Source organism: Streptacidiphilus sp. PB12-B1b (assembly GCF_014084125.1).
Taxonomy (GTDB): domain Bacteria; phylum Actinomycetota; class Actinomycetes; order Streptomycetales; family Streptomycetaceae; genus Streptacidiphilus.
The window spans coordinates 676,196-697,847 of sequence record NZ_CP048405.1 but is presented as its reverse complement, the minus strand read 5'-3'; the positions used below and the strand labels follow the sequence as shown (position 1 = coordinate 697,847).

The 21,652-nt window shown below is 71.9% G+C and carries 22 protein-coding genes and 1 riboswitch; of the genes, 7 read left to right on the top strand and 15 right to left on the bottom strand.

Annotation, left to right across the window (positions count from 1 at the left end; all coding sequences use genetic code 11):
* The first annotated feature begins 186 nt into the window (after positions 1-186).
* Complete coding sequence (locus tag GXW83_RS03295; RefSeq protein ID WP_182441407.1) at positions 187-873, top strand: hypothetical protein; 687 nt, start codon at positions 187-189, stop codon at positions 871-873.
* Positions 874-911: 38 nt separating this feature from the next.
* Here GXW83_RS03295 and GXW83_RS03290 read toward each other — a convergent pair whose 3' ends face one another.
* The 6 genes from GXW83_RS03290 to thrC form a co-directional block, all read right to left on the bottom strand.
* Entirely contained in the window at positions 912-1,175 is a 264-nt protein-coding gene (locus tag GXW83_RS03290; RefSeq protein WP_182441406.1) for a DUF4031 domain-containing protein, read from the bottom strand.
* Positions 1,172-1,531: a hypothetical protein gene (locus GXW83_RS03285; protein WP_182441405.1), complete on the bottom strand. Its 360-nt coding sequence runs from the start codon at positions 1,529-1,531 to the stop codon at positions 1,172-1,174. The genes GXW83_RS03290 and GXW83_RS03285 overlap by 4 nt, the downstream gene beginning before the upstream one ends.
* Before the next feature lie 154 nt (positions 1,532-1,685).
* Positions 1,686-3,308 (bottom strand): chaperonin GroEL, encoded by a 1,623-nt coding sequence (groL, locus tag GXW83_RS03280; protein ID WP_182441404.1) that lies wholly within the window; start codon positions 3,306-3,308, stop codon positions 1,686-1,688.
* 374 nt (positions 3,309-3,682) lie between these two features.
* Entirely contained in the window at positions 3,683-3,883 is a 201-nt protein-coding gene (locus GXW83_RS03275) for a cold-shock protein (protein ID WP_030255564.1), read from the bottom strand.
* Between the two features lie 849 nt (positions 3,884-4,732).
* A complete protein-coding gene (locus GXW83_RS03270) occupies positions 4,733-5,011 on the bottom strand; it encodes a MoaD/ThiS family protein (RefSeq protein ID WP_182441403.1) in 279 nt (92 codons plus the stop codon).
* Positions 5,008-6,324 carry a threonine synthase gene (thrC, locus tag GXW83_RS03265; RefSeq protein WP_182441402.1) on the bottom strand — a complete coding sequence of 439 codons (1,317 nt, stop codon included), beginning with the start codon at positions 6,322-6,324 and terminating at the stop codon, positions 5,008-5,010. The genes GXW83_RS03270 and thrC overlap by 4 nt, the downstream gene beginning before the upstream one ends.
* Positions 6,318-6,448: riboswitch (SAM riboswitch) on the bottom strand. Its footprint overlaps the gene before it by 7 nt.
* A 213-nt stretch (positions 6,449-6,661) precedes the next feature.
* Between thrC and GXW83_RS03260 the strand changes: the two genes are divergently transcribed.
* A complete protein-coding gene (locus GXW83_RS03260) occupies positions 6,662-7,627 on the top strand; it encodes a glucosyl-3-phosphoglycerate synthase (RefSeq protein ID WP_182441401.1) in 966 nt (321 codons plus the stop codon).
* Positions 7,628-7,657: 30 nt separating this feature from the next.
* Complete coding sequence (locus GXW83_RS03255; RefSeq protein ID WP_182441400.1) at positions 7,658-9,082, top strand: trehalose-6-phosphate synthase; 1,425 nt, start codon at positions 7,658-7,660, stop codon at positions 9,080-9,082.
* A gap of 19 nt (positions 9,083-9,101) precedes the next feature.
* Here GXW83_RS03255 and GXW83_RS03250 read toward each other — a convergent pair whose 3' ends face one another.
* The 3 genes from GXW83_RS03250 to GXW83_RS03240 form a co-directional block, all read right to left on the bottom strand.
* A complete protein-coding gene (locus GXW83_RS03250) occupies positions 9,102-9,455 on the bottom strand; it encodes a hypothetical protein (RefSeq protein ID WP_182441399.1) in 354 nt (117 codons plus the stop codon).
* Between the two features lie 120 nt (positions 9,456-9,575).
* Positions 9,576-10,442 (bottom strand): trehalose-phosphatase, encoded by an 867-nt coding sequence (otsB, locus tag GXW83_RS03245; RefSeq protein ID WP_182441398.1) that lies wholly within the window; start codon positions 10,440-10,442, stop codon positions 9,576-9,578.
* 15 nt (positions 10,443-10,457) lie between these two features.
* Positions 10,458-10,688 carry a DUF3263 domain-containing protein gene (locus GXW83_RS03240; RefSeq protein WP_370466546.1) on the bottom strand — a complete coding sequence of 77 codons (231 nt, stop codon included), beginning with the start codon at positions 10,686-10,688 and terminating at the stop codon, positions 10,458-10,460.
* Between the two features lie 140 nt (positions 10,689-10,828).
* Between GXW83_RS03240 and GXW83_RS03235 the strand changes: the two genes are divergently transcribed.
* Positions 10,829-11,182, top strand: coding sequence for a cupin domain-containing protein (locus GXW83_RS03235; RefSeq protein ID WP_182441396.1), 354 nt, complete (start codon positions 10,829-10,831; stop codon positions 11,180-11,182).
* Positions 11,183-11,281: 99 nt separating this feature from the next.
* On the opposite strand, the gene GXW83_RS03230 is transcribed toward GXW83_RS03235, so the two are convergent.
* The 3 genes from GXW83_RS03230 to GXW83_RS03220 all read right to left on the bottom strand — a co-directional run bounded on the left by GXW83_RS03230 (position 11,282) and on the right by GXW83_RS03220 (position 14,473).
* Complete coding sequence (locus GXW83_RS03230) at positions 11,282-12,163, bottom strand: carbohydrate ABC transporter permease (protein WP_182441395.1); 882 nt, start codon at positions 12,161-12,163, stop codon at positions 11,282-11,284.
* A gap of 3 nt (positions 12,164-12,166) precedes the next feature.
* Positions 12,167-13,135 (bottom strand): carbohydrate ABC transporter permease, encoded by a 969-nt coding sequence (locus GXW83_RS03225; protein WP_182441394.1) that lies wholly within the window; start codon positions 13,133-13,135, stop codon positions 12,167-12,169.
* 75 nt (positions 13,136-13,210) lie between these two features.
* Entirely contained in the window at positions 13,211-14,473 is a 1,263-nt protein-coding gene (locus tag GXW83_RS03220) for an ABC transporter substrate-binding protein (RefSeq protein ID WP_182441393.1), read from the bottom strand.
* Between the two features lie 565 nt (positions 14,474-15,038).
* Between GXW83_RS03220 and GXW83_RS03215 the strand changes: the two genes are divergently transcribed.
* Together GXW83_RS03215 and nagA are read left to right on the top strand one after the other, a co-directional pair.
* Positions 15,039-15,983, top strand: coding sequence for an ROK family protein (locus tag GXW83_RS03215; protein WP_182441392.1), 945 nt, complete (start codon positions 15,039-15,041; stop codon positions 15,981-15,983).
* Positions 15,980-17,185, top strand: coding sequence for an N-acetylglucosamine-6-phosphate deacetylase (nagA, locus tag GXW83_RS03210; RefSeq protein WP_182441391.1), 1,206 nt, complete (start codon positions 15,980-15,982; stop codon positions 17,183-17,185). Before GXW83_RS03215 ends, nagA begins: the two co-directional genes overlap by 4 nt.
* Positions 17,186-17,265: 80 nt before the next feature.
* Here nagA and GXW83_RS03205 read toward each other — a convergent pair whose 3' ends face one another.
* Positions 17,266-18,231 carry a carbohydrate-binding protein gene (locus GXW83_RS03205; protein WP_182441390.1) on the bottom strand — a complete coding sequence of 322 codons (966 nt, stop codon included), beginning with the start codon at positions 18,229-18,231 and terminating at the stop codon, positions 17,266-17,268.
* A gap of 202 nt (positions 18,232-18,433) precedes the next feature.
* Positions 18,434-20,131 carry a sensor domain-containing diguanylate cyclase gene (locus tag GXW83_RS03200; protein ID WP_182441389.1) on the bottom strand — a complete coding sequence of 566 codons (1,698 nt, stop codon included), beginning with the start codon at positions 20,129-20,131 and terminating at the stop codon, positions 18,434-18,436.
* A 460-nt stretch (positions 20,132-20,591) separates the two neighbouring features.
* Here GXW83_RS03200 and GXW83_RS03195 point away from each other — a divergent pair, with 460 nt between their 5' ends.
* Complete coding sequence (locus GXW83_RS03195; protein ID WP_182447044.1) at positions 20,592-21,164, top strand: flavin reductase family protein; 573 nt, start codon at positions 20,592-20,594, stop codon at positions 21,162-21,164.
* A 30-nt stretch (positions 21,165-21,194) separates the two neighbouring features.
* Here GXW83_RS03195 and arfB read toward each other — a convergent pair whose 3' ends face one another.
* Complete coding sequence (arfB, locus tag GXW83_RS03190) at positions 21,195-21,623, bottom strand: alternative ribosome rescue aminoacyl-tRNA hydrolase ArfB (protein WP_182441388.1); 429 nt, start codon at positions 21,621-21,623, stop codon at positions 21,195-21,197.
* Between the last annotated feature and the right edge of the window lie 29 nt (positions 21,624-21,652).

The following is a 21,652-nucleotide window of genomic DNA, read 5'->3' as shown; positions in this document are numbered from 1 at the left end:
TCTTCGCGCACCCGGGTTGTCCCTGATCAGGTGCGTGCAATCGCTGACGGCTGTCAGTCCCGGCGTCACGAGAACGACAACAGGTCTAGTCCACTGGGCCAGAGTAGGCGGTGCGGGGCGTCCACCGCATCCCGGTCGCCCGGGGAACACCGGGGAACATCCGCACCGGGGCCCCACAATGGCTGCATGGCACCCCACACGCACCCCGCCGACGAGCCCGCCGCCGCCCTGCTGGAGCAGTGGACCCCGCTGCTGGAGCGGGTCCGCGGCGGCACCGGCCCGGAGCCCTCGGCCTACGGCGAGCAGCTGCTGCGGCGCTGGTCGGAGCCGCAGCGGCGGTACCACACGGTGCACCACCTGGCGGCGGTGCTGGCCGCCGTCGACTCGCTGGAGGCGGCGGCAGCGGCGGCGGGCGGCACCGGCGCGGACGCCGACGCGGTGCGGCTGGCCTGCTGGTTCCACGACGCGGTGTACGCGCCCGACCGCACCGAGAACGAGGAGCGCAGCGCCCGGCTGGCCGAGCGGGTGCTGGCGGAGCTGGGCGTGGCGCAGCCGCTGGCGGCGGAGACCGCGCGGCTGGTACGACTGACGGTCGATCACGACCCGGCCCCGGGGGACGCCAACGGCGCGCTGCTGTGCGACGCGGATCTGGCGGTGCTGGGCGGCGACGCCGAGGCGTACGCGGCCTATGCGGCGGCCGTCCGCGAGGAGTACGCCTTCGTCCCGGACGACGCCTTCCGCGCCGGCCGGGCGGCGGTGCTGCGGCAGCTGCTGGCGCTGCCCGCGCTGTTCCGCACCCCGGCCGCCGCCGACGCCTACGAGGCCCGGGCGCGCGCCAACCTGGCCGCGGAGCTGGCGGCGCTGGACGCCTGAGCAGCGGCGGCGCGGACGCCGGGCCGTGGCGCCTGGGCTCAGCGTGGGGGGTGCTTGCGGCGGCGCAGGCCGGCCGCGGTGATCCGGGCGACCAGCTCCCGGCTGGCGACCGGCTGGGCCCCGGCTGCCAGCGCCCGGGCGTAGAGGCGCTCGGGCAGGTCGTAGTGGTCGCGTTCGAAGCCGCGCTCGGGGACGTCCAGCCGGCGCGCGAAGGCGTGCAGTTCGTCGTAGGAAACGTCGCTGACCAGGTGCGACCAGAGCCGGCCGTGTCCGGGCCAGGTGGGCGGGTCGATCAGGATCACGGGCCCAGCTCCCCGACCGGCGCGATCACGAGCCCCTCCTTCTCGCAGACCCAGCGCGGGTCGGGCCCCAGCTCCGGATCGACGCTGAGCGCCTGCGGTTCGCCCTCGCTGGTGCAGGAGCCGCACAGCGGCCAGCGGCCGTAGCTGTCGAGCAGCGCGTCCTGGACGTCCTGCGCGATCAGGCCGAGGACGAAATCCGCGCCGTCCGGCCACTGCTCGACCCACCAGCGGCGCTGGGAGACGGCGTCCTCCAGCAGGGAGACCACGGCCGCGTCGGCGACGTCCCGGGAGTGCAGGTCGTGCAGTACCCCGGCGCGGGCGGCGTGCAGTACGGCTTCGAGTCGGTCGGCGTCCATCCGCCCATTGTCCCAAACCCGCGGCGTCCCGAACCCGCGGCGGTGGAACGCCGCGAGGCGGCTCCTCCGGCAGCGGACTGCTGTCGGGGGAACCGCCTCGCGCAGGTGCGTCAGGCCCTGCTGATCCGGGCCGGCCTCGCGGCCGGCGGGCGGATCAGAAGTCCATGTCGCCGCCGGGCATGCCGCCGCCGGCCGGGGCCGCGGCCTTCTCCGGCTTGTCGGCGATGACGGCCTCGGTGGTGAGGAACAGCGCGGCGATGGAGGCCGCGTTCTGCAGGGCGGAGCGGGTGACCTTGGCCGGGTCGATGATGCCCGCGGCGACCAGGTCGACGTACTCGCCGGTGGCAGCGTTCAGGCCGTGGCCGGCCGGAAGGTTGCGCACCTTCTCCACCACGACGCCGCCCTCGAGGCCGGCGTTGAAGGCGATCTGCTTGATCGGGGCCTCAAGGGCGACCTTGACGATGTTGGCGCCGGTGGCCTCGTCGCCCTCCAGCTCCAGCTTGTCGAAGATGACCCCGGCCTGCAGCAGCGCAACGCCACCACCGGCGACGATGCCCTCCTCGACGGCGGCCTTCGCGTTGCGGACGGCGTCCTCGATGCGGTGCTTGCGCTCCTTGAGCTCGACCTCGGTCGCAGCGCCGGCCTTGATCACGGCCACGCCGCCCGCGAGCTTCGCCAGGCGCTCCTGGAGCTTCTCGCGGTCGTAGTCGGAGTCGCTGTTGTCGATCTCGGCGCGGATCTGGTTGACGCGCCCGGCGACCTGGTCGCTCTCGCCCGCACCGTCGACGATGGTGGTCTCGTCCTTGGTGATGACGACCTTGCGGGCGCGGCCCAGCAGCTCCAGACCGGCGTTCTCCAGCTTGAGGCCGACCTCCTCGGAGATGACCGTGCCGCCGGTGAGGATGGCGATGTCGCCGAGCATGGCCTTGCGGCGGTCGCCGAAGCCCGGGGCCTTGACGGCGACGGACTTGAAGGTGCCGCGGATCTTGTTGACGACCAGGGTCGACAGGGCCTCGCCCTCGACGTCCTCGGCGATGATCAGCAGCGGCTTGCCGGACTGCATGACCTTCTCCAGGATCGGGAGCAGGTCCTTGACCCCGCCGATCTTGGAGTTGGCGATCAGGATGTACGGGTCGTCGAAGGACGTCTCCATACGCTCCAGGTCGGTGGCGAAGTACGCCGAGATGAAGCCCTTGTCGAAGCGCATGCCCTCGGTGAGCTCGAGCTCCAGACCGAAGGTCTGCGACTCCTCGACGGTGATGACGCCTTCCTTGCCGACCTTGTCCATCGCCTCGGCGATGAGCTCGCCGATCTGCGGGTCGGCGGCGGAGATGGAGGCGGTGGAGGCGATCTGCTCCTTGGTCTCCACGTCCTTGGCCAGCTCCAGGAGCTGGGCGGAGACGGCCTCGACGGCCTTCTCGATGCCGCGCTTGAGGGCCATCGGGTTGGCGCCGGCGGCGACGTTGCGCAGGCCCTCGCGCACGAGCGCCTGGGCCAGGACGGTGGCGGTGGTGGTGCCGTCGCCCGCGACGTCGTCGGTCTTCTTGGCGACCTCCTTGACGAGCTCGGCACCGATCTTCTCGTACGGGTCCTCGAGCTCGATCTCCTTGGCGATGGAGACACCGTCGTTGGTGATCGTGGGGGCGCCCCACTTCTTCTCAAGGACGACGTTGCGGCCCTTGGGGCCGAGCGTGACCTTGACAGCGTCGGCGAGCTGGTTCATCCCGCGCTCAAGGCCGCGACGAGCTTCCTCGTCGAACGCAATGATCTTGGCCATGGAAGTGGTCCTCCCGGACAGGGTGGCTGCGTGTGGACCGCGCTGGCGCCCGCGACGGACGGACCCGGCCGACGACGGTTCCTTCCCGCCGCGCCCGGGGCCTCACCTACCCGGCCCGTTGTCACTCTCTACCTCAGAGTGCTAACGCCAATGATTAGCACTCGACCCCCTAGAGTGCAAGCGGCCCGAAGGGCCACGTTGGAGGGGCGGTGGTCGGGCGACGGGTGGGCGCAAGCAGATGAGGTGGGAACCCGGCCACAACGGACGCCAGGCCCGTACCCCTGGGGGGTACGGGCCTGGTGAAAGACCTGCGTCACTGCTCCGTCCGGAACGAGGCTCGGCCGGTCATGTCCTGTCAGCGATCACCCGACAGGTCACACCACGCGGACCATGTCCGCCTGCGGACCCTTCTGACCCTGCGAGATCTCGAACTCGACTCGCTGGCCCTCTTCGAGCGACCGGTACCCGTCCATCTGGATCGCGCTGTAGTGGACGAACACGTCCGCACCACCGTCGACCGCGATGAAGCCGTACCCCTTCTCCGCGTTGAACCACTTGACGGTGCCCTGAGCCATTCCAAACTCCCCTATTACTGGCCCTTTCACGGTCCGCACTCCGCGGACCGGGCCGAGCCGCCACGCGGTGCGCGGCGCTCCAACCGACGCTGAATGTATCCACTCCGATGCCCTCTGCAACAGGGCAAAAGGGAGGCAATTCTTGGGGCGCGTCAAGGGGCAAGAGCGGATTAACGCGAACAAAACAACGCAATTCGGCCCGGACATAGCGGACCACTGAGACAAATCGTCGCGTAAATTCTGACGCGGGCGCTCCGCCGGGCGGCTGGCCGAATCTCAACCATCGGGGCACGGGGGTCAGGGCGGGCGGCGGGCACTGCGGGTGACAGGCGCGAAAGAGGGTTTGAAGCGGGCACCGGCGGTACCGGACCGGGGCGGCGACCGAGGGCTCCGACCCGCACGGGCAGCCGGAACACGTGGATCCGCTCCGACTCCGAAGCAGCTACCAGAGGCCACTCTACCTCTGCGCGGACGCTTTCCCGGCCACTGCGGACAGCCCCGGGCGCGCTGCTTCGGACGCCGCCGCGGAAGCCGTCGGGCGCGGTGCCGGAATCCCCGCATTCGGCCCGGATTCGGCCCCGGAATCCACCGGCGCCGGGAGCGATTGCGACGCGATTCGGTTGCGCTCGGTATTCGTCGCGGCGTAAAACCACCGGTCCGGAAAGCCACCCGCAGGCCCGGCATTGCATTCCCGCACCCCCGGCCCCGCCGGCCACGGACGGCCCGGGGCGGCCCCGAACGCCCACTGCGGCGCCGAATGCACGAAGGCGGCGGGCGCGGCCCCCGCAGGGGTACCGCGCCCGCCGCCCGTGGGCGCCGAGGAGGCCGGTGCAGTCGGTCGGCAGCCGGTCAGCAGCCGCCGGCGACGGCCGGGATGATCGAGACGCCCGCGCCGTCCGGCGTGGCGGTCTCCAGGCCGTCGGCGAAGCGCACGTCGTCCTCGTTGACGTAGACGTTCACGAAGCGGCGCAGCTTGCCGCCGTCGTCCAGGATGCGGTCGCTGATGCCCGCGTGGTTGGCCTCCAGGTCGGCGATGACGGCGGCGAGGGTGGCGCCCTCGGCCTTCACCTCGGCCGCGCCGCCGGTGTAGGTGCGCAGGATCGTCGGGATGCGGACGGAGACACTCATGCGAGGCCAGCCTCTCGGAACGAGTCAAGGGTCGGGCGGATGGTCGCGGACAGGCCGGTGGTCGGCTCCACCGCGTCCAGGGTCTTCAGGCCGTCACCGGTGTTCAGGACGACGGTCTCGGCGGCCGGGTCGAGCAGGCCGTTCTTGATGAGCTTCTGCAGCACGCCCACGGTGACGCCGCCCGCGGTCTCCGCGAAGATGCCCTCGGTGCGGGCCAGCAGCTTGATGGCGTCGACCACCTGCTCGTCGTTGACGTCCTCGACCGCGCCGCCGGTGCGGCTGCAGATGTCCAGCACGTAGGGGCCGTCCGCCGGGTTGCCGATGGCCAGGGACTTGGCGATGGTGTCCGGCTTCTGCGGGCGGATCACGTCGCGCCCGGCCTTGAAGGCGACCGACACCGGCGAGCAGCCCTCGGCCTGGGCGCCGAAGATCTTGTACGGCTTGTCCTCGACCAGGCCGAGGGCGATCAGCTCCTTCAGCCCCTTGTCGATCTTGGTGAGCTGCGAGCCCGAGGCGATCGGGATGACGATCTGGTCCGGCAGCCGCCAGCCCAGCTGCTCGCAGATCTCGTACGCCAGGGTCTTGGAACCCTCGCCGTAGTACGGCCGCAGGTTGACGTTGACGAAGCCCCAGCCCTCGCCGGCCGGGTCGCCGATCAGCTCCGAGCAGAAGCGGTTCACGTCGTCGTAGTTGCCCTCGATGCCGACCAGCTCGCCGCCGTACACCGCGGCCATGACCACCTTGCCCTGCTCCAGGTCGTGCGGGATGAACACGCAGGAGCGCAGCCCGGTGCGGGCGGCGGCCGCGCCGACCGCCCCGGCCAGGTTGCCGGTGGAGGAGCAGGAGAGGGTGGTGAAGCCGAAGGTGCGGGCAGCCTCGACGGCGATCGCCACCACCCGGTCCTTGAACGAGTGGGTGGGGTTGCCGGAGTCGTCCTTGACGTACAGGCCGCCGGTGACGCCCAGCTCGCGGGCCAGGTTGTCGGCCTTGACCAGCTTGGTCCAGCCGGGGTTCAGGTTGGGGCGGTCGGCCACGTCGGCGGCGACCGGCAGCAGCGGGGCGTAGCGCCAGATGTTGGCCGGGCCGGCCTCGATCCGGGCGCGCAGCGCCTCGGGATCGCCGACGGGCAGGTCGTAGGCCACTTCGAGCGGGCCGAAACACTGGGTACAGGCGAAGTCCGGTGCGAGCGGGGTGCGGGCGCCGCACTCCCGACAGGACAGCGCCACGGCGGGGCCGAAGGCCTCCGGTGCGACGGGCGGTGTGACGGACGTAACAGCAGTGACTGCCATGGTGGCGAGGCCCTCTCTCCTCATCTTCCCCGGGGCGTGTCTCGCCACGGGACGGAATTGGCACCTTCCCCACCAGGGCCGCAGGCCGGCTGGCAGGAGGGTTGCCGGGACTTCGACGGGCCGTTCCCTCAGTCCCTCTGGATGAGCTCTATGGCGTCCGCGCGCGACCTGTCGGTCAGCGCCGGTTCGCATTTGTGCGTAAGACTGGGCACCCCCGCTGCAATGGGCGTGCCGTGTCCTCCAAGACTGTAACCGAAGCGCCGCGCGCGGACGGCAGTCGTCCGCGAGGCGAGACGGGACGCCCCGCTGCGCCGGACGCCGCCACCGCGGGGCAACTACGGAGCCACTACCGAGGAGTGCTGTGCTTGACGAGGTCGCGGACTGGCTGGGCCGCCGCTCCTGGACGGCGGCCGACCGGCCGCTGCCGCAGCTGCTGGACGCCAAGCGCGCCACCGGGGCCACGGTCAGCGTGGTGCTGCCGGCCCTGGACGAGGAGGCCACCGTCGGCGCCATCGTCGCCGCCATCCGCCGTGACCTGATGGACGCCGCGCCGCTGGTCGACGAACTGGTGGTGGTCGACTCCGGCTCCACCGACGGCACCGCGCGAGTCGCGGCGGAGGCCGGGGCCCGGGTGGTGCACCGGGACGCCATCCTGCCGCGGCTCCCGGCCGAGCCCGGCAAGGGCGAGGTGCTGTGGCGCTCGCTGCTGGCCACCCGGGGCGACATCGTCTGCTTCATCGACGCCGACCTGCGCGAGTTCTCCTCGGCCTTCGTCTCCGGCATCGTCGGCCCGCTGCTCACCGACCCCGGGGTGGCCTTCGTGAAGGCCATGTACGACCGGCCGCTGGACACCGAGACGGTCTCCATCCCGGCCGGCGGGGGCAGGGTCACCGAGCTGGTCGCCCGCCCGCTGCTGAACCTGCACTGGCCCCGGCTGGCCGGCTTCGTCCAGCCGCTCGGCGGCGAGTACGCGGCGCGGCGCTCGCTGCTGGAGCGGCTGCCCTTCGCCACCGGCTACGGGGTGGAGCTGGGCCTGCTGGTGGACGCCCTGGAACTGGCCGGACTGGACGCCCTGGCGCAGGTCGACGTGGGCGTGCGGCACCACCGGCACCAGGACGCGCAGGCCCTGGGCCGGATGGCGGCCACCATCTACCGCACCGCCCTGGACCGGCTGGCCCGCAGCGACCGGCTCAAGCCCAGCGACGACCTGGTCAGCCCGTACCTCACCCAGTTCACCCGAACGCCCACCGGCTTCGCCCCCCTGACCGTGCCGATACCGGGCACCGACCGGCCTCCCGTGGTCAGCCTGCCCGAATACCGGGTTTGACCCTGCTCCGCTGCGGCAAGGCTCTCAACCATGGTCAACGCAAGCCCCGCCCGGATCCTGCTCGCCTCCAACCGGGGGCCCGTCTCGTACACGGTCGAGGACGACGGGACGCTCACCCCGCGCCGGGGCGGCGGGGGCCTGGTCTCCGGGCTGTCCGCGATCGGCGACGAGATCGAGTCGGTGTGGGTCTGCGCCGCCCTGACCGAGGGCGACCGCGCCGCCACCCGGCAGGGGGTCACCGACCCCTCCGTACGCATGCTGGACATCGACCCGGGCACCTTCGCCCGGGCCTACAACGGCGTCGCCAACTCCACCCTCTGGTTCGTCCACCACCTGATCTACAACACGCCGACGACTCCGGTCTTCGGGGCCTCCTTCCGCCGCGAGTGGGCCTCCTACCAGGCGTACAACACGGCCTTCGCCGAGGCGCTGGCCGAGGCTGCCGCGCCCGGGGCCACCGTGCTCGTCCAGGACTACCACCTGTCACTGACACCCCGGCTGCTCCGCGAGCTGCGGCCGGACCTGCGGATCGGGCACTTCTCGCACACGCCCTGGGCGCCGCCGGACTACTACCGGCTGCTGCCGGACGACGTGGCGGCCGAGGTGCTGACCGGCATCCTCGGCGCGGACCGGGCCGGGTTCCTCACCCGCCGCTGGGCCGACGCCTTCGCCGACTGCTGCGAGCACGTCCTCGGCGCGGAGGTGGACCGCAGCGGCGACGCCCCGGTCGTCACGCACCAGGGCCGCACCACCCACCTGGGCGTGCACCCGCTCGGCGCCGACGGCGACTTCCTGCGCGAGCGCGCGCACCGGCCCGACGTGGACGCCCGGCTGGCCGCGCTGCGCGAGGCGGTCGGGGACCGGCGCACCGTCGTCCGGGTGGACCGCACCGAGCTGTCCAAGAACATCGTGCGCGGCCTGCACGCCTACCGGCACCTGCTGCGGACCCGCCCGGAGTGGCTGGACCGGGTGGTCCACATCGCCTTCGCCTACCCCTCGCGGCACGACCTGCCGGAGTACCGCGAGTACACCGCCTCGGTGCTGCGCACCGCGCAGGAGATCAACGACGAGCTGGGCACGCCGACCTGGCAGCCGGTGATGCTGCACGTCGACGACGACTTCCCGAGGTCGCTGGCCGCCTACCGGCTGGCCGACGTGGCCCTGGTCAACCCGATCCGGGACGGCATGAACCTGGTCGCCAAGGAGATCCCGGTGGTCTCCGACGACGGCTGCGCGCTGGTGCTCTCCCGCGAGGCCGGCGCCTTCGCCGAGCTCGGCGAGGACGCCGTCACGGTCAACCCGTACGACGTGATCGAGACCGCCGAGGCCCTGCACACCGCGCTGACCATGGACCGCGACGAGCGCGCGGCCCGCTGCAAGCGGCTGGCCGAGGCGGCCACCGCGGTGCCGCCGAGCACCTGGTTCCTGGACCAGTACCGGGCGCTGTCGTCCTAGCCCGGCCGGGCCGGGCGGCTCAGCGGGAGGTGTCGATGCCCAGCTGGCGCAGCCGGGGCAGGTTGGCCGCCTCGACCCGGCGCGCCTCGCGGCGGACGGACCGGCGGAAGTCGTGCTGCCGGGTGCCGTTGTAGACGTTGTCGAACATGGCGGCGGGCGCGAAGTGCAGCAGCGCGTCCCCCAGCGGGTAGGAGCGGCGGGCGTCCGGACGGCCGAGGACCGCCCAGGACCAGTGCACGGCGGCCAGCGACAGCTCCACGTCCGGGCTGGGCTTGCCCTCGCGGGCGAGCCGGAACAGCTCCTCGCGCCCGTCGAAGCCCAGCGCCGCCCAGCGCTTGCGGGACTCGTCCCGTACCCAGCGTGCCTCGGGCATGCCGGCCCTCCCAGCTCTCCGTCGCGTGTGGCGGCCGCCCGGTGGCGCGGCCCCCCTTACGGTACGGCCCCGCGCCGGGCGGCCCCCGGCCGGGGCTTCGGCCGGGCCGGGGGCGGGGCTTCAGAGCGCGTCGGCGAGGGCGGTGAGCAGCGCGGCGACGCCGTCCGGGCCGGGGACGACCAGGTCGGCCCGGTCGGCGAGGGCCGCCACCGGGGGCTCGCCGGTGGCGGGGGCGCTGCAGACCAGCAGCCCCGGCAGGCCGGAGGCGTCGGAGCCGCCGCTGCCGTCCAAGCTCACCGAGCCGTCGCGCAGCGCCTCGACCGCGCCGTAGGCGGCCAGATCGCCCAGGTCGTCCCCGGCGAACAGCACGCTCCCGGCCTTGTGCTCGCGCAGGAAGGCGGTCAGGGCGACGCCCTTGTCCATCCCCGGCGGGCGCAGCTCCAGCACCATCCGGCCGGGTTCGACGGCCAGCCGGTGCCGCTCGGCCAGGGTGCGCAGCGGCGCGTCCAGGGCGAGCAGCGCGGCCTCCGGGTCGGCGGTGCGGCGGGTGTGCACGGCGATGGCGTGGCCCTTGTCCTCCACCCAGGTGCCCTCGGGCACCGGCAGCGCGGCCAGGTCGGCGCGCAGCGCGGCCACGCCGGGATGCTCCTCGGGGGCGCGCAGCTCGCCGGTGGCGGCGTCCCAGCGCTCCAGGCCGTAGTGGCCGAGGACGGTCAGGTGCTCCAGGCCGGGGACGCCGGCGAAGCCGCCGAGCCGGACCGCCTCCTCGGTGGGGCGGCCGGTGACCACGGCCACGGCGGCGAGCCGGGGGGCGAGCCGGGCCAGTGCGGGCACCACCGCCGGGTGGGCGTGGGCGCGGCGGGGGTCGGCGACGATCGGCGCGAGCGTCCCGTCGAAGTCGAGGGCGACCACGGCGCGGGCCGGGTCGTCCAGGAGCGCGGCGAGCCCGGCGGCTCCGGCAGCGGTTCGCGGTTCGGGAAGGGCCATGCCCCGACTCTACGGTCAGCGGCGGGCCCGGCGCTGCTCCCGCAGCCTGCGCAGCCGGTGGACCAGCACGGGATCATGGGCCAGCGCCGCCGAGCGGTCCAGCAGTCCGTTGAGCAGCTGGTAGTAGCGGGCCGGGGCCAGGCCCAGCTGCTCGCGGATGGCGGCCTCCTTGGCGCCGGGGGCACGCCAGTAGCGGGCCTCCAGGGCGAGCACCGCGCGATCGCGGTCGGTCAGTTCGTCCTCCACCCCTGCTCCCCCTCTCTCTGCTGCCTCGCGTCTCTGACGCCTGGCGGCCGGTGTGACGATACGACCTGTCATCCTGCCCCAGGGGTACGACACACAGTGCCTCTGCCCCTCCGGCCCCGGGTGAGACTAGCGTCAGCCCCATGACCAGCATCAGCAGCTTCGCCGTACACATCCCGGACGCCGACCTGGAGCCGGACCCGCTCGACCCGGAGCAGATCGTCGAGGGCTCGCCGGAGGTGTCCGGCGCCGTCCTGTGGGAGTCCGAGGACGGCAAGCAGATCCGGGGGATCTGGCAGATCACGCCGGGCGTGGTCACCGACACCGAGGCCGATGAACTGTTCGTGGTGGTCAGCGGCCGGGCCACGATCGCCGTCGACGGCGGCGACACCTTCGACGTCGGCCCGGGCGACGCCTGCGTGCTGCGCGAGGGCGACCGCACCACCTGGACGGTGCACGAGACGCTGCGCAAGGCGTACCACATCACCCTGCCGTAGCCGGCGGACGAGAAGGCAACGAGAAGCAACGAGGCAGGGCGCCCCCGGACCGCGGGGGCGCCCTGCCTCGTTCGCTGGTGGTGTCGCGGTCCGGGGCCGCTACTTGACCGAGCCGGCGGTCAGGCCGGAGACGACCTTGCCCTCGATCAGCGCGAACAGGATGATCACCGGGATGGTGGCGATCACCGAGCCGGCGAACAGGTGGCCCCAGTCGGTGGAGTACTGGCTGACGTAGGTGGAGATCTTCACCGTCAGCGGAGCGCCGTTCTGGTTGGTGGTCATCAGCGTCAGCGCGACGATGAACTCGTTCCAGGCGGCGATGAAGGTGAAGATCAGCGCGGTGACGATGCCGGGCATCGACAGCGGGATGATGACCCGGAACAGCGCGCCGATGCGGGTGCAGCCGTCGACGATGGCCGCCTCCTCGATCTCCTTGGGGATCGCGCTGAAGTAGGCGTTCAGGATCCAGATGGCGAAGGCCATGTTGAAGCCCGCGTTGACCAGGATCAGCGCCCAGACCGAGTTGGTCATGTTCAGCTGCAGGAACTCGCGGTAGATGCCGACGATCATCGCGGTGGGCTGGAACATCTGGGTGACCAGCACCAGCAGCAGGAACAGGCCCCGGCCGCGGAACTTCCGCCGGGCGGTGTAGTACGCGGCGGGGATCGCCACCAGCAGCACCAGCGCGGTGGCGCCGAAGGCGATCTCCAGGCTCACCCCCAGGTTGGTGCCCAGCCCGGTGGACCAGATGTTGGTGAAGTTGGAGAAGGTGATGCTGGTCGGCAGCAGGTCGCGGTCGGCCATCTGGTGGGCCGGGCGCAGCGCCGTGATCACCATTTCCAGGTACGGCAGCAGGAAGAACACGCCGATGAGGTAGGCGGCGGCGCAGGTGACGACGGTCCGCAGCCGGGGCGGCTTGCGCTGGGTCAGGACGGGCCGGGCCTTGGGCGCCGCGTGGGCGCGTACGGTGTCGGTGGCCATTTGTCAGTCCTCCGCGGAGTTCCACTTGGACGCCCGCAGGAACAGCAGGACGATCACGATGATGAAGCCGAAGTTGACCACCGACATCGCAGCGGCCTCACCAATGCTCGACTGCTGGGTGGTGTACATGAAGATGGTGGTGGTGGCGTCCGAGCTGTTGGCGTTGCCGCCGTTCATCTCGTAGATGATCGGGAACGAGTTGAAGACGTTCATCACGTTGATCAGGCAGGCCACCAGCAGCGCCGGGCGCAGCAGCGGCAGGGTCACCGACCAGTAGGTGCGGAACACCGAGGCGCCGTCGAGCTTGGCCGCCTCGTACACCTCGCTGGGCACCGCCTGCAGGCCGGCCAGCAGGGCGTAGGTGGTGAACGGAACCGAGACGAAGACCGCGACGAAGATCTCCCAGCAGAACGCGGGCACCTGCTCGGAGAGCCAGTTGGTGCTGTTGAACTGCTTGACCAGGCCCAGGTCGTGGGCGAGCACGGTGAGCGCGCCGTTGTTGGGGTCGAGCATCCAGCGGAAGACGATGGCGGTCATCACGACCGACGCCGCCCAGGGGGCGATCAGGGCCCAGCGGGCGACCTTGCGGCCGGGGAACTGCTTGTTGAACAGCTGCGCGACACCGAGGGAGGTCACCATGGTGATCGTGACGACGGCCACCACCCAGATCACGGTGCGGATCAGCACCCCGTCCAGGACCGGCTCGTCGAAGAGCTTGGTGAAGTTGGTCCAACCCGCCGAGCCGTGGTCGAAGCCCATCGAGTCGAAGCTCTGCCGCGAGGTCTGGAACATCGCTATGACCGGCCAGATCACCACGAACAGGATCAGTGCGGTCGCGGGAGCCACCCAGGGCACCGGCTCCAGGGCTCTGGCCAGGCGGCGCAGCCGGCCGTCCGACCGTCGCCGGCCCCGCGGCTTGCCACCCGGCCCGGACACCGACTCCAACGCGTGGGCGTCAGTCGTTTGCGTCATGGTCTTCTCCATCGGTGCGCGCCCGCGGCCGGTGCGGCATGATCACCGCACCGGCCGCAGGCGCTGCGGGTGGTGTTAGTTGCTGCTGTTGGCGAAGGTCTGCAGCTGGCCCAGGACGCCCGAGGCGGCGCTGGGGCTGTTCACAGCCGCGCCGATGGTGTTCTGGATCTTGGCCAGGACCGGGGTCCAGTTGGCGTTGGTCGGGTACTGGACGGCGTTGGGGACGGCGGCCAGGAAGCCGGCGTCGACCGGGTTGCTCGCGGACAGCGCGGCCGAGGCCGAGGTGGTGGCGGGCAGCAGGTCGTACTCGTTGTCGAACTGCTCCTGGTACTTGTCCTGGTAGGCGAAGTCCAGGAACGCCTTGATCTGCGCGGCGTGGCCACCGGTCTTGAAGGCGGTGATGTCGTCGTGCACGGCCAGGGCCGAGGTGAGCGGGGCGGACTTGCCGGGCATGGCGACCACGCCGTAGTCCGCGCTCTGCAGCTTGCCGGCGGCCTGGATGATCGGGATCAGCGCGCCGGAGCCGCCGACCATGCCGACCGTGCCGTTGGCGAAGTCCTGCCAGGCGACCTTGCGGTCCTGGGTGGCCGGACCGGCCTCGGTGTCGCCCGCCTTGACCAGGCCGGCCATGAACTGGAAGGTGGCGATGTTGTTGGCCGAGTTGATGGCGTACTTGCCGGTGCCGTCGGTGTAGTTGCCGTCGTTGCCCAGCATCCACATCAGCGACTCGCCCTGGGCCTCCTCGGGGCCGAGCGGCATGTCGTAGCCGATGTTGCCGCCGGGCAGCGCCTTGATCGCGGCGGCGTCGCTCTGCAGCTGCGCCCAGGTCGTCGGCGGCTGGATCTTGGCCTGCGCGAACAGCTTCTTGTTGTAGAACATGGCGCGGGCGCTGGTGGTGAACGGGGCGCCGTAGGCGACGCCGTTGGTCTCCTCCTGCTTCTCGAAGACCGGGATCAGGTTGGTGACCGTGGTCGACGACATGACGTCGCTCAGCGGGTAGAGCAGGTTGTCGGCGGCGAACTCCTGCGGCGCGTCGCCCTCGAGGATGTCCGGGTACTGCTTGGCCTGGAACATCGCCGTGGTCTTGGCCTGCCAGTCGGTCCAGGCGATGGTCTGCACGTGGACGATGATGCTCGGGTTGGCCTTGTGGAAGGCGTCCGCGATGCCCTGCCAGTAGGTCTGGGAGCTGTTCGAGGTACCGGCCGTGCCGTAGTCGGCGGCGAGCAGGTTGATGGTGGTGACGCCGCCGGAGGCGGACTTGGAGCTACCCGAGCTGGAGCTTCCACAAGCCGTCAGGGCCATGGCGCCGGCGACACCGAGTGCAGAGAGAGCGAGCATACGACGCTTCAACGAAACTACCGCCTTCGCAGATGCGAACCAGGTCCTGGCCTGGTTCGAATATGAGTCCAAGGTCGGCAGTTGAGACCGGCGGTGTGAGGGACCACCCGCTCGGACCGGAAGACCTGCCGTCCCCGTTGTGTCGGCCAGTCTCTCTTCGGGCCGCACAAGAGGTCTACACCATTTACCGAATAGCTGAACTTCGTTGCATCCTGTGCAACGACATTCCGGACAAACCACCTTTATTTCCATCAGTCGACTGGGGGCGGCAGCGCGTCAGATACCGTTCCGTGACCATTGTCCCGATCCCGTGCCGGAATTTTCTCGAACCCCCTTGCGGAATCGGTACGGCTTTCACCTGCACTTCCTCTTGGTCTAGACCACAGAGCCCACGACTGGGGCATCCGCGCAGCTCAAGGCAGCGGCAACCATTCGCTACCCTCCGTCACGGATGCGCTCCGCAGTCGCCCAGTACCGCCGGGGAGTCATCCCGAGCACACTTGGACCAGACCAATTCAATAACTGGACTAGACCTCTACTCCCTCGGAAAGGGAGACTGTCCCCCGTGAAGCACGTGATCGCACTCGATGTCGGCGGGACCGGCATGAAAGCCGCCCTGGTCGCCCAGGACGGCGCACTCCTGCATGTGGAGCGCCGGCCGACCGGCCGGGAGCGCGGAACCGACGCCGTCGTCTCCGGCATCCTCGGCTTCGCCGCCGACCTCCGCGACGAGGGCCTGCGCCGCTACGGCACCCCCGCCCTCGCGGCCGGCGTCGCCGTGCCCGGGACGATCGACGAGGAGAACGGCATCGCCGTCTTCTCCGCCAACCTCGGCTGGCGCGACCTGCCGCTGCGCCGGCTGCTCAGCGAACGCCTGGCCGACACCGGGCAGCCGCTGCCGGTGGCGCTCGGACACGACGTCCGCACCGGGGCGTTCGCCGAGGCCAGGATCGGGGCGGCCCGGGGCATCGACCGCTTCCTGTTCATGGCGCTGGGCACCGGCATCGCCGGCGGCATCGGCATCGACGGCCGGATCGAGTCCGGGGCGCACGGCAACGGCGGGGAGATCGGCCACGTGGTCGTGCGTCCCGGCGGCGCGCCGTGCGGTTGCGGCGCCCGCGGCTGCCTGGAGACCATCGCCTCCGCCGCCGCCGTCTCCCGTGCCTGGGCGGAGGCCGTCGGGGATCCGCAGGCCGACGCGGCCGCCTGCGCGGTGGCCGTCGAGGCCGGGGACCAACGCGCGGCCGAGGTCTGGGCGGACGCCGTCGCGGCGCTCGCCGACGGGATCGTCATGGCGCAGAGCCTGCTCGACCCGCGGACAGTGATCATCGGTGGCGGGCTCGCCGAGGCAGGCGAGACCCTGTTCACCCCCCTGCGCGAAGCGGTCGCGGAACGGATCACGTTCCAGGTGCCGCCCGCGCTCGTACCGGCGATGCTCAAAGACACCGCCGCTTGCCTGGGCGCAGGGCTGCTCGCCTGGGATCTGCTCTCACTGGAGGTGACCGCGTGAGCAACGCGGACCGCACTGTGCTGGCCGGGGCCAGGCTCGTTCTGCCCACCGGCGTGGTCGACCACGGACGGCTGGTCGTCGAGGACGGCCGGATCGCCGAGGCGGCGGCAGCCCCCGACGACGGCCCGGACGGCCCGGCCGGGTCCGGCGGCGTGCCGCCGCTGGATCTCAGCGGCTACACCGTCGCCCCCGGCTTCGTGGACCTGCACGTCCACGGCGGCGGCGGCGCCTCCTACGCCTCCGGCATCGCCGAGGAGGCGCTGACGGCGGCCCGCACCCACCTGGAGCACGGCACCACCACCACCATGGCCAGCACGGTCACCGGCGAGATCGACGAGATCTGCCGACAGGCCTCGGTACTCAGCGAGTTGGTCGAGGACGGGGTGCTGGCGGGCATCCACTTCGAGGGCCCCTTCATCAGCATCAACCGCTGCGGCGCGCACCAGCCCGACCTGCTGCGCGACCCCGACCCGGCGCTGGTGCGGAAGTTGGTGGACGCCGCCCGCGGCAGCGCCCGGATGCTCACCCTGGCACCGGAGTTGGAGGGCGGCATCGAATCCATCCGGCTACTGCGGGAGTTGGGCGTGATCGCGGCGATCGGCCACACCGACGCCAACTACGACAAGACGCTGGCCGGCATCGAGGCGGGCGCGACCGTCGCCACCCACCTGTTCAACGCCATGCCCGCGATCGGCCACCGCGCGCCGGGCCCGATCGTGGCGCTGCTGGAGGACGAGCGGATCACCGTCGAACTGGTCGGCGACGGCGTCCACTTGCACCCCGCGGTGATCGACCTGGCCATGGCCGGCGCGGGCCTGGACCGGGTGGCGCTGATCACCGACGCCATGTCGGCGGCCGGGTTCGGCGACGGCCTCTACCCGCTCGGCCCGCTCCAGGTCCGGGTGCAGGACGGCGTCGCCCGGCTGGTCGAGGGCGGCTCGATCGCGGGCAGCACGCTCACCCTGGACGTGGCCTTCCGACGCGCCGTCACCGTCAACGGCCTGACACCCGAGCGCGCCGCCCAGGTGCTCTCGCTCAACCCGGCCCGACTGCTCGGCATCGCCGACCGGGTGGGCTCGTTGGAGCCCGGCAAGAACGCCGACCTGGTCGTCCTGGACGACGCCTACCAGCTGGTCGCGGTCATGCGCCGGGGCGAGTGGATCGTCGGCGCGGACCGCTTCGCCCACCTGGCGAGCGTCTGACACCGCCGGACTGACGGAACGACAGCGCCCGGCCCGCCACCGTGAGATGGCGCGCCGGGCGCTGTGGTCTGCCCCTGCGGCTACGACCAGGGCGGGGTGCTCGGGCTGACGGTGACCGCGAACTGGTCCACGTTGACGCCCGCGCTGCCGCTGCCGTAGCTCAGCTCGATGCTGTTGCTGCCCGCGTTCAGCGGGACCGAGGCGTAGGAGCGCTGCCAGGCCTGGTCCCAGTTGTTGCTCCCGGCCCAGTTCTCCAGGTTTATCGTGTTGCTCATGGCCTTGCCGTTGATGGTCAGCGTGAACGGCGTCGTGCTGGAGGCCCCGGCGTTGGCGTAGTGCACCCAGAATGTGTAGGAGCCGGCGCTGGGCACCGTGACGTTGTTCCAGGTGATGCTCATGCCCGCGGAGGTCAGCGGGACGAACTTGCCGTCGGTGGAGGCCCCGCCGGTGTGGTTGTCGGCGGTGACCGCGCCGCCGCCCAGGGTCATCGAAGCCGAGTCCACGTCGGTCTTGCCGGGCGGAGCCGCCGGGGCCGGGGCCGAGGCGCTGGCGCTGACCGAGGCCGGGGCGCTGCTGGAGACGGAGGGGCTGGAGCCGGAGCCGGCGGTGTCGGACTTGGCGCCGCCGCTGTTGACCACGGCCACGCCGATGCCGATGGCCACGGCCAGCACCACGCCGATCGCACCGAAGGTCACCGCGCGGTTGCTGCCGCCCCCACTGCCGCCGCCGGAGCGGCTCGCGGCGCGGCCGCCACCGGCGGGCGGCAGCTGCGAGGTGGGCTGCTGGCCCGGGTAGGGCTGGCCGGGCTGGCCCTGCTGCGGGAAGGGCTGGGTGTACTGCTGCTGGTACTGCGGCGCCGGCGGCCCCTGCTGCGGCCGGGGCTGGCCGTACTGGGTGCGGCCGACCTGGGTCGCCTGCTGGTACGACGTCCGCGGCACACCGGGCTGCGGCGCGGCGTTCCGGGCGGCGTCCTCGCCCTCCTGGCCGCGGTAGAGGTAGGCAAACGGGTCGTCGTCCTCGGGCACGCCGTTGTCCTCGGCTGTCATCGAGTCGTCAACTCCCCTGATGTCTTGTCCCTCCGCTCCGACACGACGGGAGGGAGAAGGTCAACGTACATGATCGGTTCAGGGCGAAGCACCCTCGCGCGCGCCGGAAGGCGGACACGCCCGTACTCGGAACACTACCCCGTACGAGTGACGTCCCCGTACGAGCGGGTGCGGTCCGCAGCGCCCGGACGGGCCCCCGCGATCACCCCGCGCGACGGTGGGACCGCCCGCCAGCAGGGCCGTTCCCGTTGGCGTTGGAGCGCGACCGCTTCTCCACGTACATACGTTCGTCGGCGGTGTGCAGGACCTCGTCGATGGACATGCCGCAGCCCGCCCAGCCGATGCCGAGGCTCACCCCGACCCGGACCGCCCGGCTGTCCACCCGCATCGGCGGGGTGATCGCGTTCCGCAACCGCCCGGCCAGGTCCCGGGCCTCCTCCCGGCCGACGCCGTCGGCGAGGACGACGAACTCGTCGCCGCCCAGCCGGGCCACCGTGTCGCCCTCCCGGACGACGTGCTGCAGCCGCCGGGCCACCTCGATCAGCACCGCGTCCCCGGCGCTGTGGCCGAAGCGGTCGTTGATCGACTTGAAGCCGTCCAGGTCGCAGAAGACCACCGCCAGGCCGCGCCCGCCGCGTCCGTCCGGGTCCGCCGCGGCGGCGTCGTCCGGCAGGACCGCGTGGACGTGCTCGAAGCCGCCGTCGTAGCCGCCGTACAGGCTCTCGTAGCTGGTCATGCCGTAGCTGTGGGTGTCGCCGGGCTGCCCGGGCGGACAGGAGCCGTCGTCGTCGGCCGAGCGGTCGCACAGCCGGCGCCGCAGCCGGCTGCGCAGCTCGGCCGCGTTGGGCAGCCCGGTCAGCGCGTCATGGCTGGCCCGGTGGGCCAGCTGCAGCTCGTGCCGCTTGCGGTCCTCGATGTCCTCGACGTGGGTGAGCAGGAAGCGGGTGCCCTCGGAGGTGTCCGCGACCACCGAGTTGCGCAGGTTGACCCACAGGTAGCCGCCGTCGCGCCGGGCCAGCCGCACCTCCGCCCGGCCGTTCTCGGCGGACACCCGGCGCAGCCGGTCCTCGTCCTCGGGGTGGACCAGGTCGGCGAAGCTGTGCCGCTGCAACGAGGCCCGCGGTCGGCCGAGCAGTCGGCACAGGGCGTCGTTGACCCGGGTGAGCTTGCCGCTGCTGACCCCGTGCAGCTCGGTGATGGCCATCCCACTGGGCGCGTACTCGAACGCCTGTCTGAAGCTCTCCTCGCTGGCCCGCAGGGTCTGCTGCTCCCGCTCGAAGCGGACCAGGGCCCGCTGCATCTCGGCGCGCAGCCGGGCGTTGCCGATGGCGATCCCGGCCTGCTGGCTGAACATCGCCAGCGCCTCGCGGCCCCAGGCCCCCGGGCGTCTGCCGTTGCGCGGCCGGTCCACCGAGAGCACGCCGAGCAGCTCGCCGCCGAGGCTGTACATCGGGGCGAACAGGCAGTCGTCGGGATGCCAGGCGTCGGCGTCCGGGGGCGGCGCGGCATGGGCGCCGCGCAGGCCGCCGGTCCAGCTCGGGATGTCCACGGCACTGGCCCAGGCGCGCTCCTGCGGCACGAAGACCAGCGGGCCCCAGCACTCGCCGACGTTGAGCAGCCGGTCCCAGGACTCCCGGGAGCCGATCCGGCCGAGCAGCCCGGCGATGGACTCGTCGGAGCCGCCGGTCTCGTCCAACTCCCAGACGGCGGCGACGACCAGGTCGCCGTCGGGGCGGACCAGGTTGACGGCGGCGGCCTCGTAGCCGAGGCCGGTGACGGCCCCCTCGACCACGGCCTGGAGGGTTCCGGCAAGGCTGCGGGCTGCGTTGAGGTCGGCGACGATGCGGTGCAGGCTTCGCAGGGTTGTGAGACGGACGTACGGCTCCGACTCGGTTTCCATCACGCGCTCCCTCCGTGACAGCGGCGCTTCGGGCCCACCCCCGGAGGCTCCCTGCGGGTTCCCGTCATTCTGATCGTCCGATTGCCAAACAAACTGAATCACAGGGAGCACACCAACCGGCACTCTGGGTCAGCAAATGAACGCCACTTGTGACCCAACTCACACAACTGTCCACTCCCGATAAGCAGTTCATCCTGGGCAAAACCCACCAATAGCCACAGCGGCCTCCCCTACTCTCTCGGTCGCGGACGACAAGAACTGAAGGGACAAGCCCGCCAGCAGGTCCCAAACGTTCACTCTTGGGGGTGGTCGACCGCCACCGACCCGCACGGATGGACCGGTGACCCCCATACTCGAACACAGAAGCTCCGACTAGGACCTCTGTCCCACACCGTGATACGTCCCTGGGCCGATGCGGTGGACGAGCCACCGAAGATACGGTGCTCGGGTGTACAACGCGATGACGACCCCTGCTGCTGACCACTCCGCCGACCCGGCCGCCGGCACGGCCGCCGCCCCGGGCCCGGGCGAGGTCGGCCCGGAGGAGTTCCGCGCCGCCCTCGGACAGCTGGCCTCCGGGGTGGTGCTGCTGACCGCGCACGACCCGGAGGAGGGCGCCCGGGGCGAGGACATCGGGATGACCGCCACGGCGTTCCTGTCGGTCTCCCTGGAGCCGCCGCTGGTACTGGTCTCGGTGCGCGAGGACTCCCGGATGGAGGAGACGCTCTCCCGCGTCGACCACTGGGCGGTCTCGGTGCTGGCCGCCGAACAGCGGGTCACCGCCGCCCGGTTCGCCATGAAGGGCCGGGTCAGCGACCGGCTGCTGTTCGCCGAGCTGCCGCACGAGCGCGGCGCGGCGAGCGGGGCGCCGCTGGCCACCGGCGCGCTGGCGACCGTGGAGTGCCGCACCGAGCAGCGGATACCCGCCGGGGACCACGTGCTGCTGATCGGCCGGGTGCTCTCCGCCCGGATCGCCGGCCCGGAGAACGGGCCGCTGATGCACTTCCGCGGCCAGTACCGGCAGTTGGACTAGCCGAAGCGGCGGGTCGGCCGAAGCGGCGGACTAGTCGAAGTGGCCCTGGCGGCCGCGCTTGACGTCCGCCCGGCGCTTCTTGTCGGTGAGCCTGCGCTCCACCACGCCCCGGCTGGGACGGGTCGCCCTGCGGCTCCTCGGGGGCGGCGCCACGGCCTCGCTCAGCAGCGCCGACAGCCGCACCGCCGCCGCCTCCCGGTTGCGCCACTGCGACCGGTGCTCGGAGGCCCGGACCACCAGGACCCCGCCGTCCGTCAGCCGCCCGGCCAGCCGCTCCAGGGCGCGCTCCTTCCACACCGGGGGCAGCGCCGCGGAGCCGGCGAGGTCGTACCGCAGCTCGACCTGGCTGTCGCTGGTGTTCACATGCTGGCCGCCGGGGCCGGAGGAGCGCGAGAAACGCCACTGCAGCTCGGCGTCGGGCAGGACGACCGAGCCGCGGACGCGGACGGGTGGGGACATGTCCCCCATGATCCCGTCCGGCGCGGGCC

Bases quoted from the DNA above. Each gene is read 5' to 3' on its own strand.
- GXW83_RS03295 (WP_182441407.1), top strand. From the start codon at position 187: ATGGCACCCCACACGCACCCCGCCGACGAGCCCGCCGCCGCCCTGCTG.
- GXW83_RS03285 (WP_182441405.1), bottom strand. From the start codon at position 1,531: ATGGACGCCGACCGACTCGAAGCCGTACTGCACGCCGCCCGCGCCGGG.
- groL (WP_182441404.1), bottom strand. From the start codon at position 3,308: ATGGCCAAGATCATTGCGTTCGACGAGGAAGCTCGTCGCGGCCTTGAG.
- GXW83_RS03275 (WP_030255564.1), bottom strand. From the start codon at position 3,883: ATGGCTCAGGGCACCGTCAAGTGGTTCAACGCGGAGAAGGGGTACGGC.
- GXW83_RS03270 (WP_182441403.1), bottom strand. From the start codon at position 5,011: ATGAGTGTCTCCGTCCGCATCCCGACGATCCTGCGCACCTACACCGGC.
- thrC (WP_182441402.1), bottom strand. From the start codon at position 6,324: ATGAGGAGAGAGGGCCTCGCCACCATGGCAGTCACTGCTGTTACGTCC.
- GXW83_RS03255 (WP_182441400.1), top strand. From the start codon at position 7,658: ATGGTCAACGCAAGCCCCGCCCGGATCCTGCTCGCCTCCAACCGGGGG.
- GXW83_RS03250 (WP_182441399.1), bottom strand. From the start codon at position 9,455: ATGCCCGAGGCACGCTGGGTACGGGACGAGTCCCGCAAGCGCTGGGCG.
- otsB (WP_182441398.1), bottom strand. From the start codon at position 10,442: ATGGCCCTTCCCGAACCGCGAACCGCTGCCGGAGCCGCCGGGCTCGCC.
- GXW83_RS03235 (WP_182441396.1), top strand. From the start codon at position 10,829: ATGACCAGCATCAGCAGCTTCGCCGTACACATCCCGGACGCCGACCTG.
- GXW83_RS03230 (WP_182441395.1), bottom strand. From the start codon at position 12,163: ATGGCCACCGACACCGTACGCGCCCACGCGGCGCCCAAGGCCCGGCCC.
- GXW83_RS03225 (WP_182441394.1), bottom strand. From the start codon at position 13,135: ATGACGCAAACGACTGACGCCCACGCGTTGGAGTCGGTGTCCGGGCCG.
- GXW83_RS03220 (WP_182441393.1), bottom strand. From the start codon at position 14,473: ATGCTCGCTCTCTCTGCACTCGGTGTCGCCGGCGCCATGGCCCTGACG.
- GXW83_RS03205 (WP_182441390.1), bottom strand. From the start codon at position 18,231: ATGACAGCCGAGGACAACGGCGTGCCCGAGGACGACGACCCGTTTGCC.
- GXW83_RS03200 (WP_182441389.1), bottom strand. From the start codon at position 20,131: ATGGAAACCGAGTCGGAGCCGTACGTCCGTCTCACAACCCTGCGAAGC.
- GXW83_RS03195 (WP_182447044.1), top strand. From the start codon at position 20,592: ATGACGACCCCTGCTGCTGACCACTCCGCCGACCCGGCCGCCGGCACG.
- arfB (WP_182441388.1), bottom strand. From the start codon at position 21,623: ATGTCCCCACCCGTCCGCGTCCGCGGCTCGGTCGTCCTGCCCGACGCC.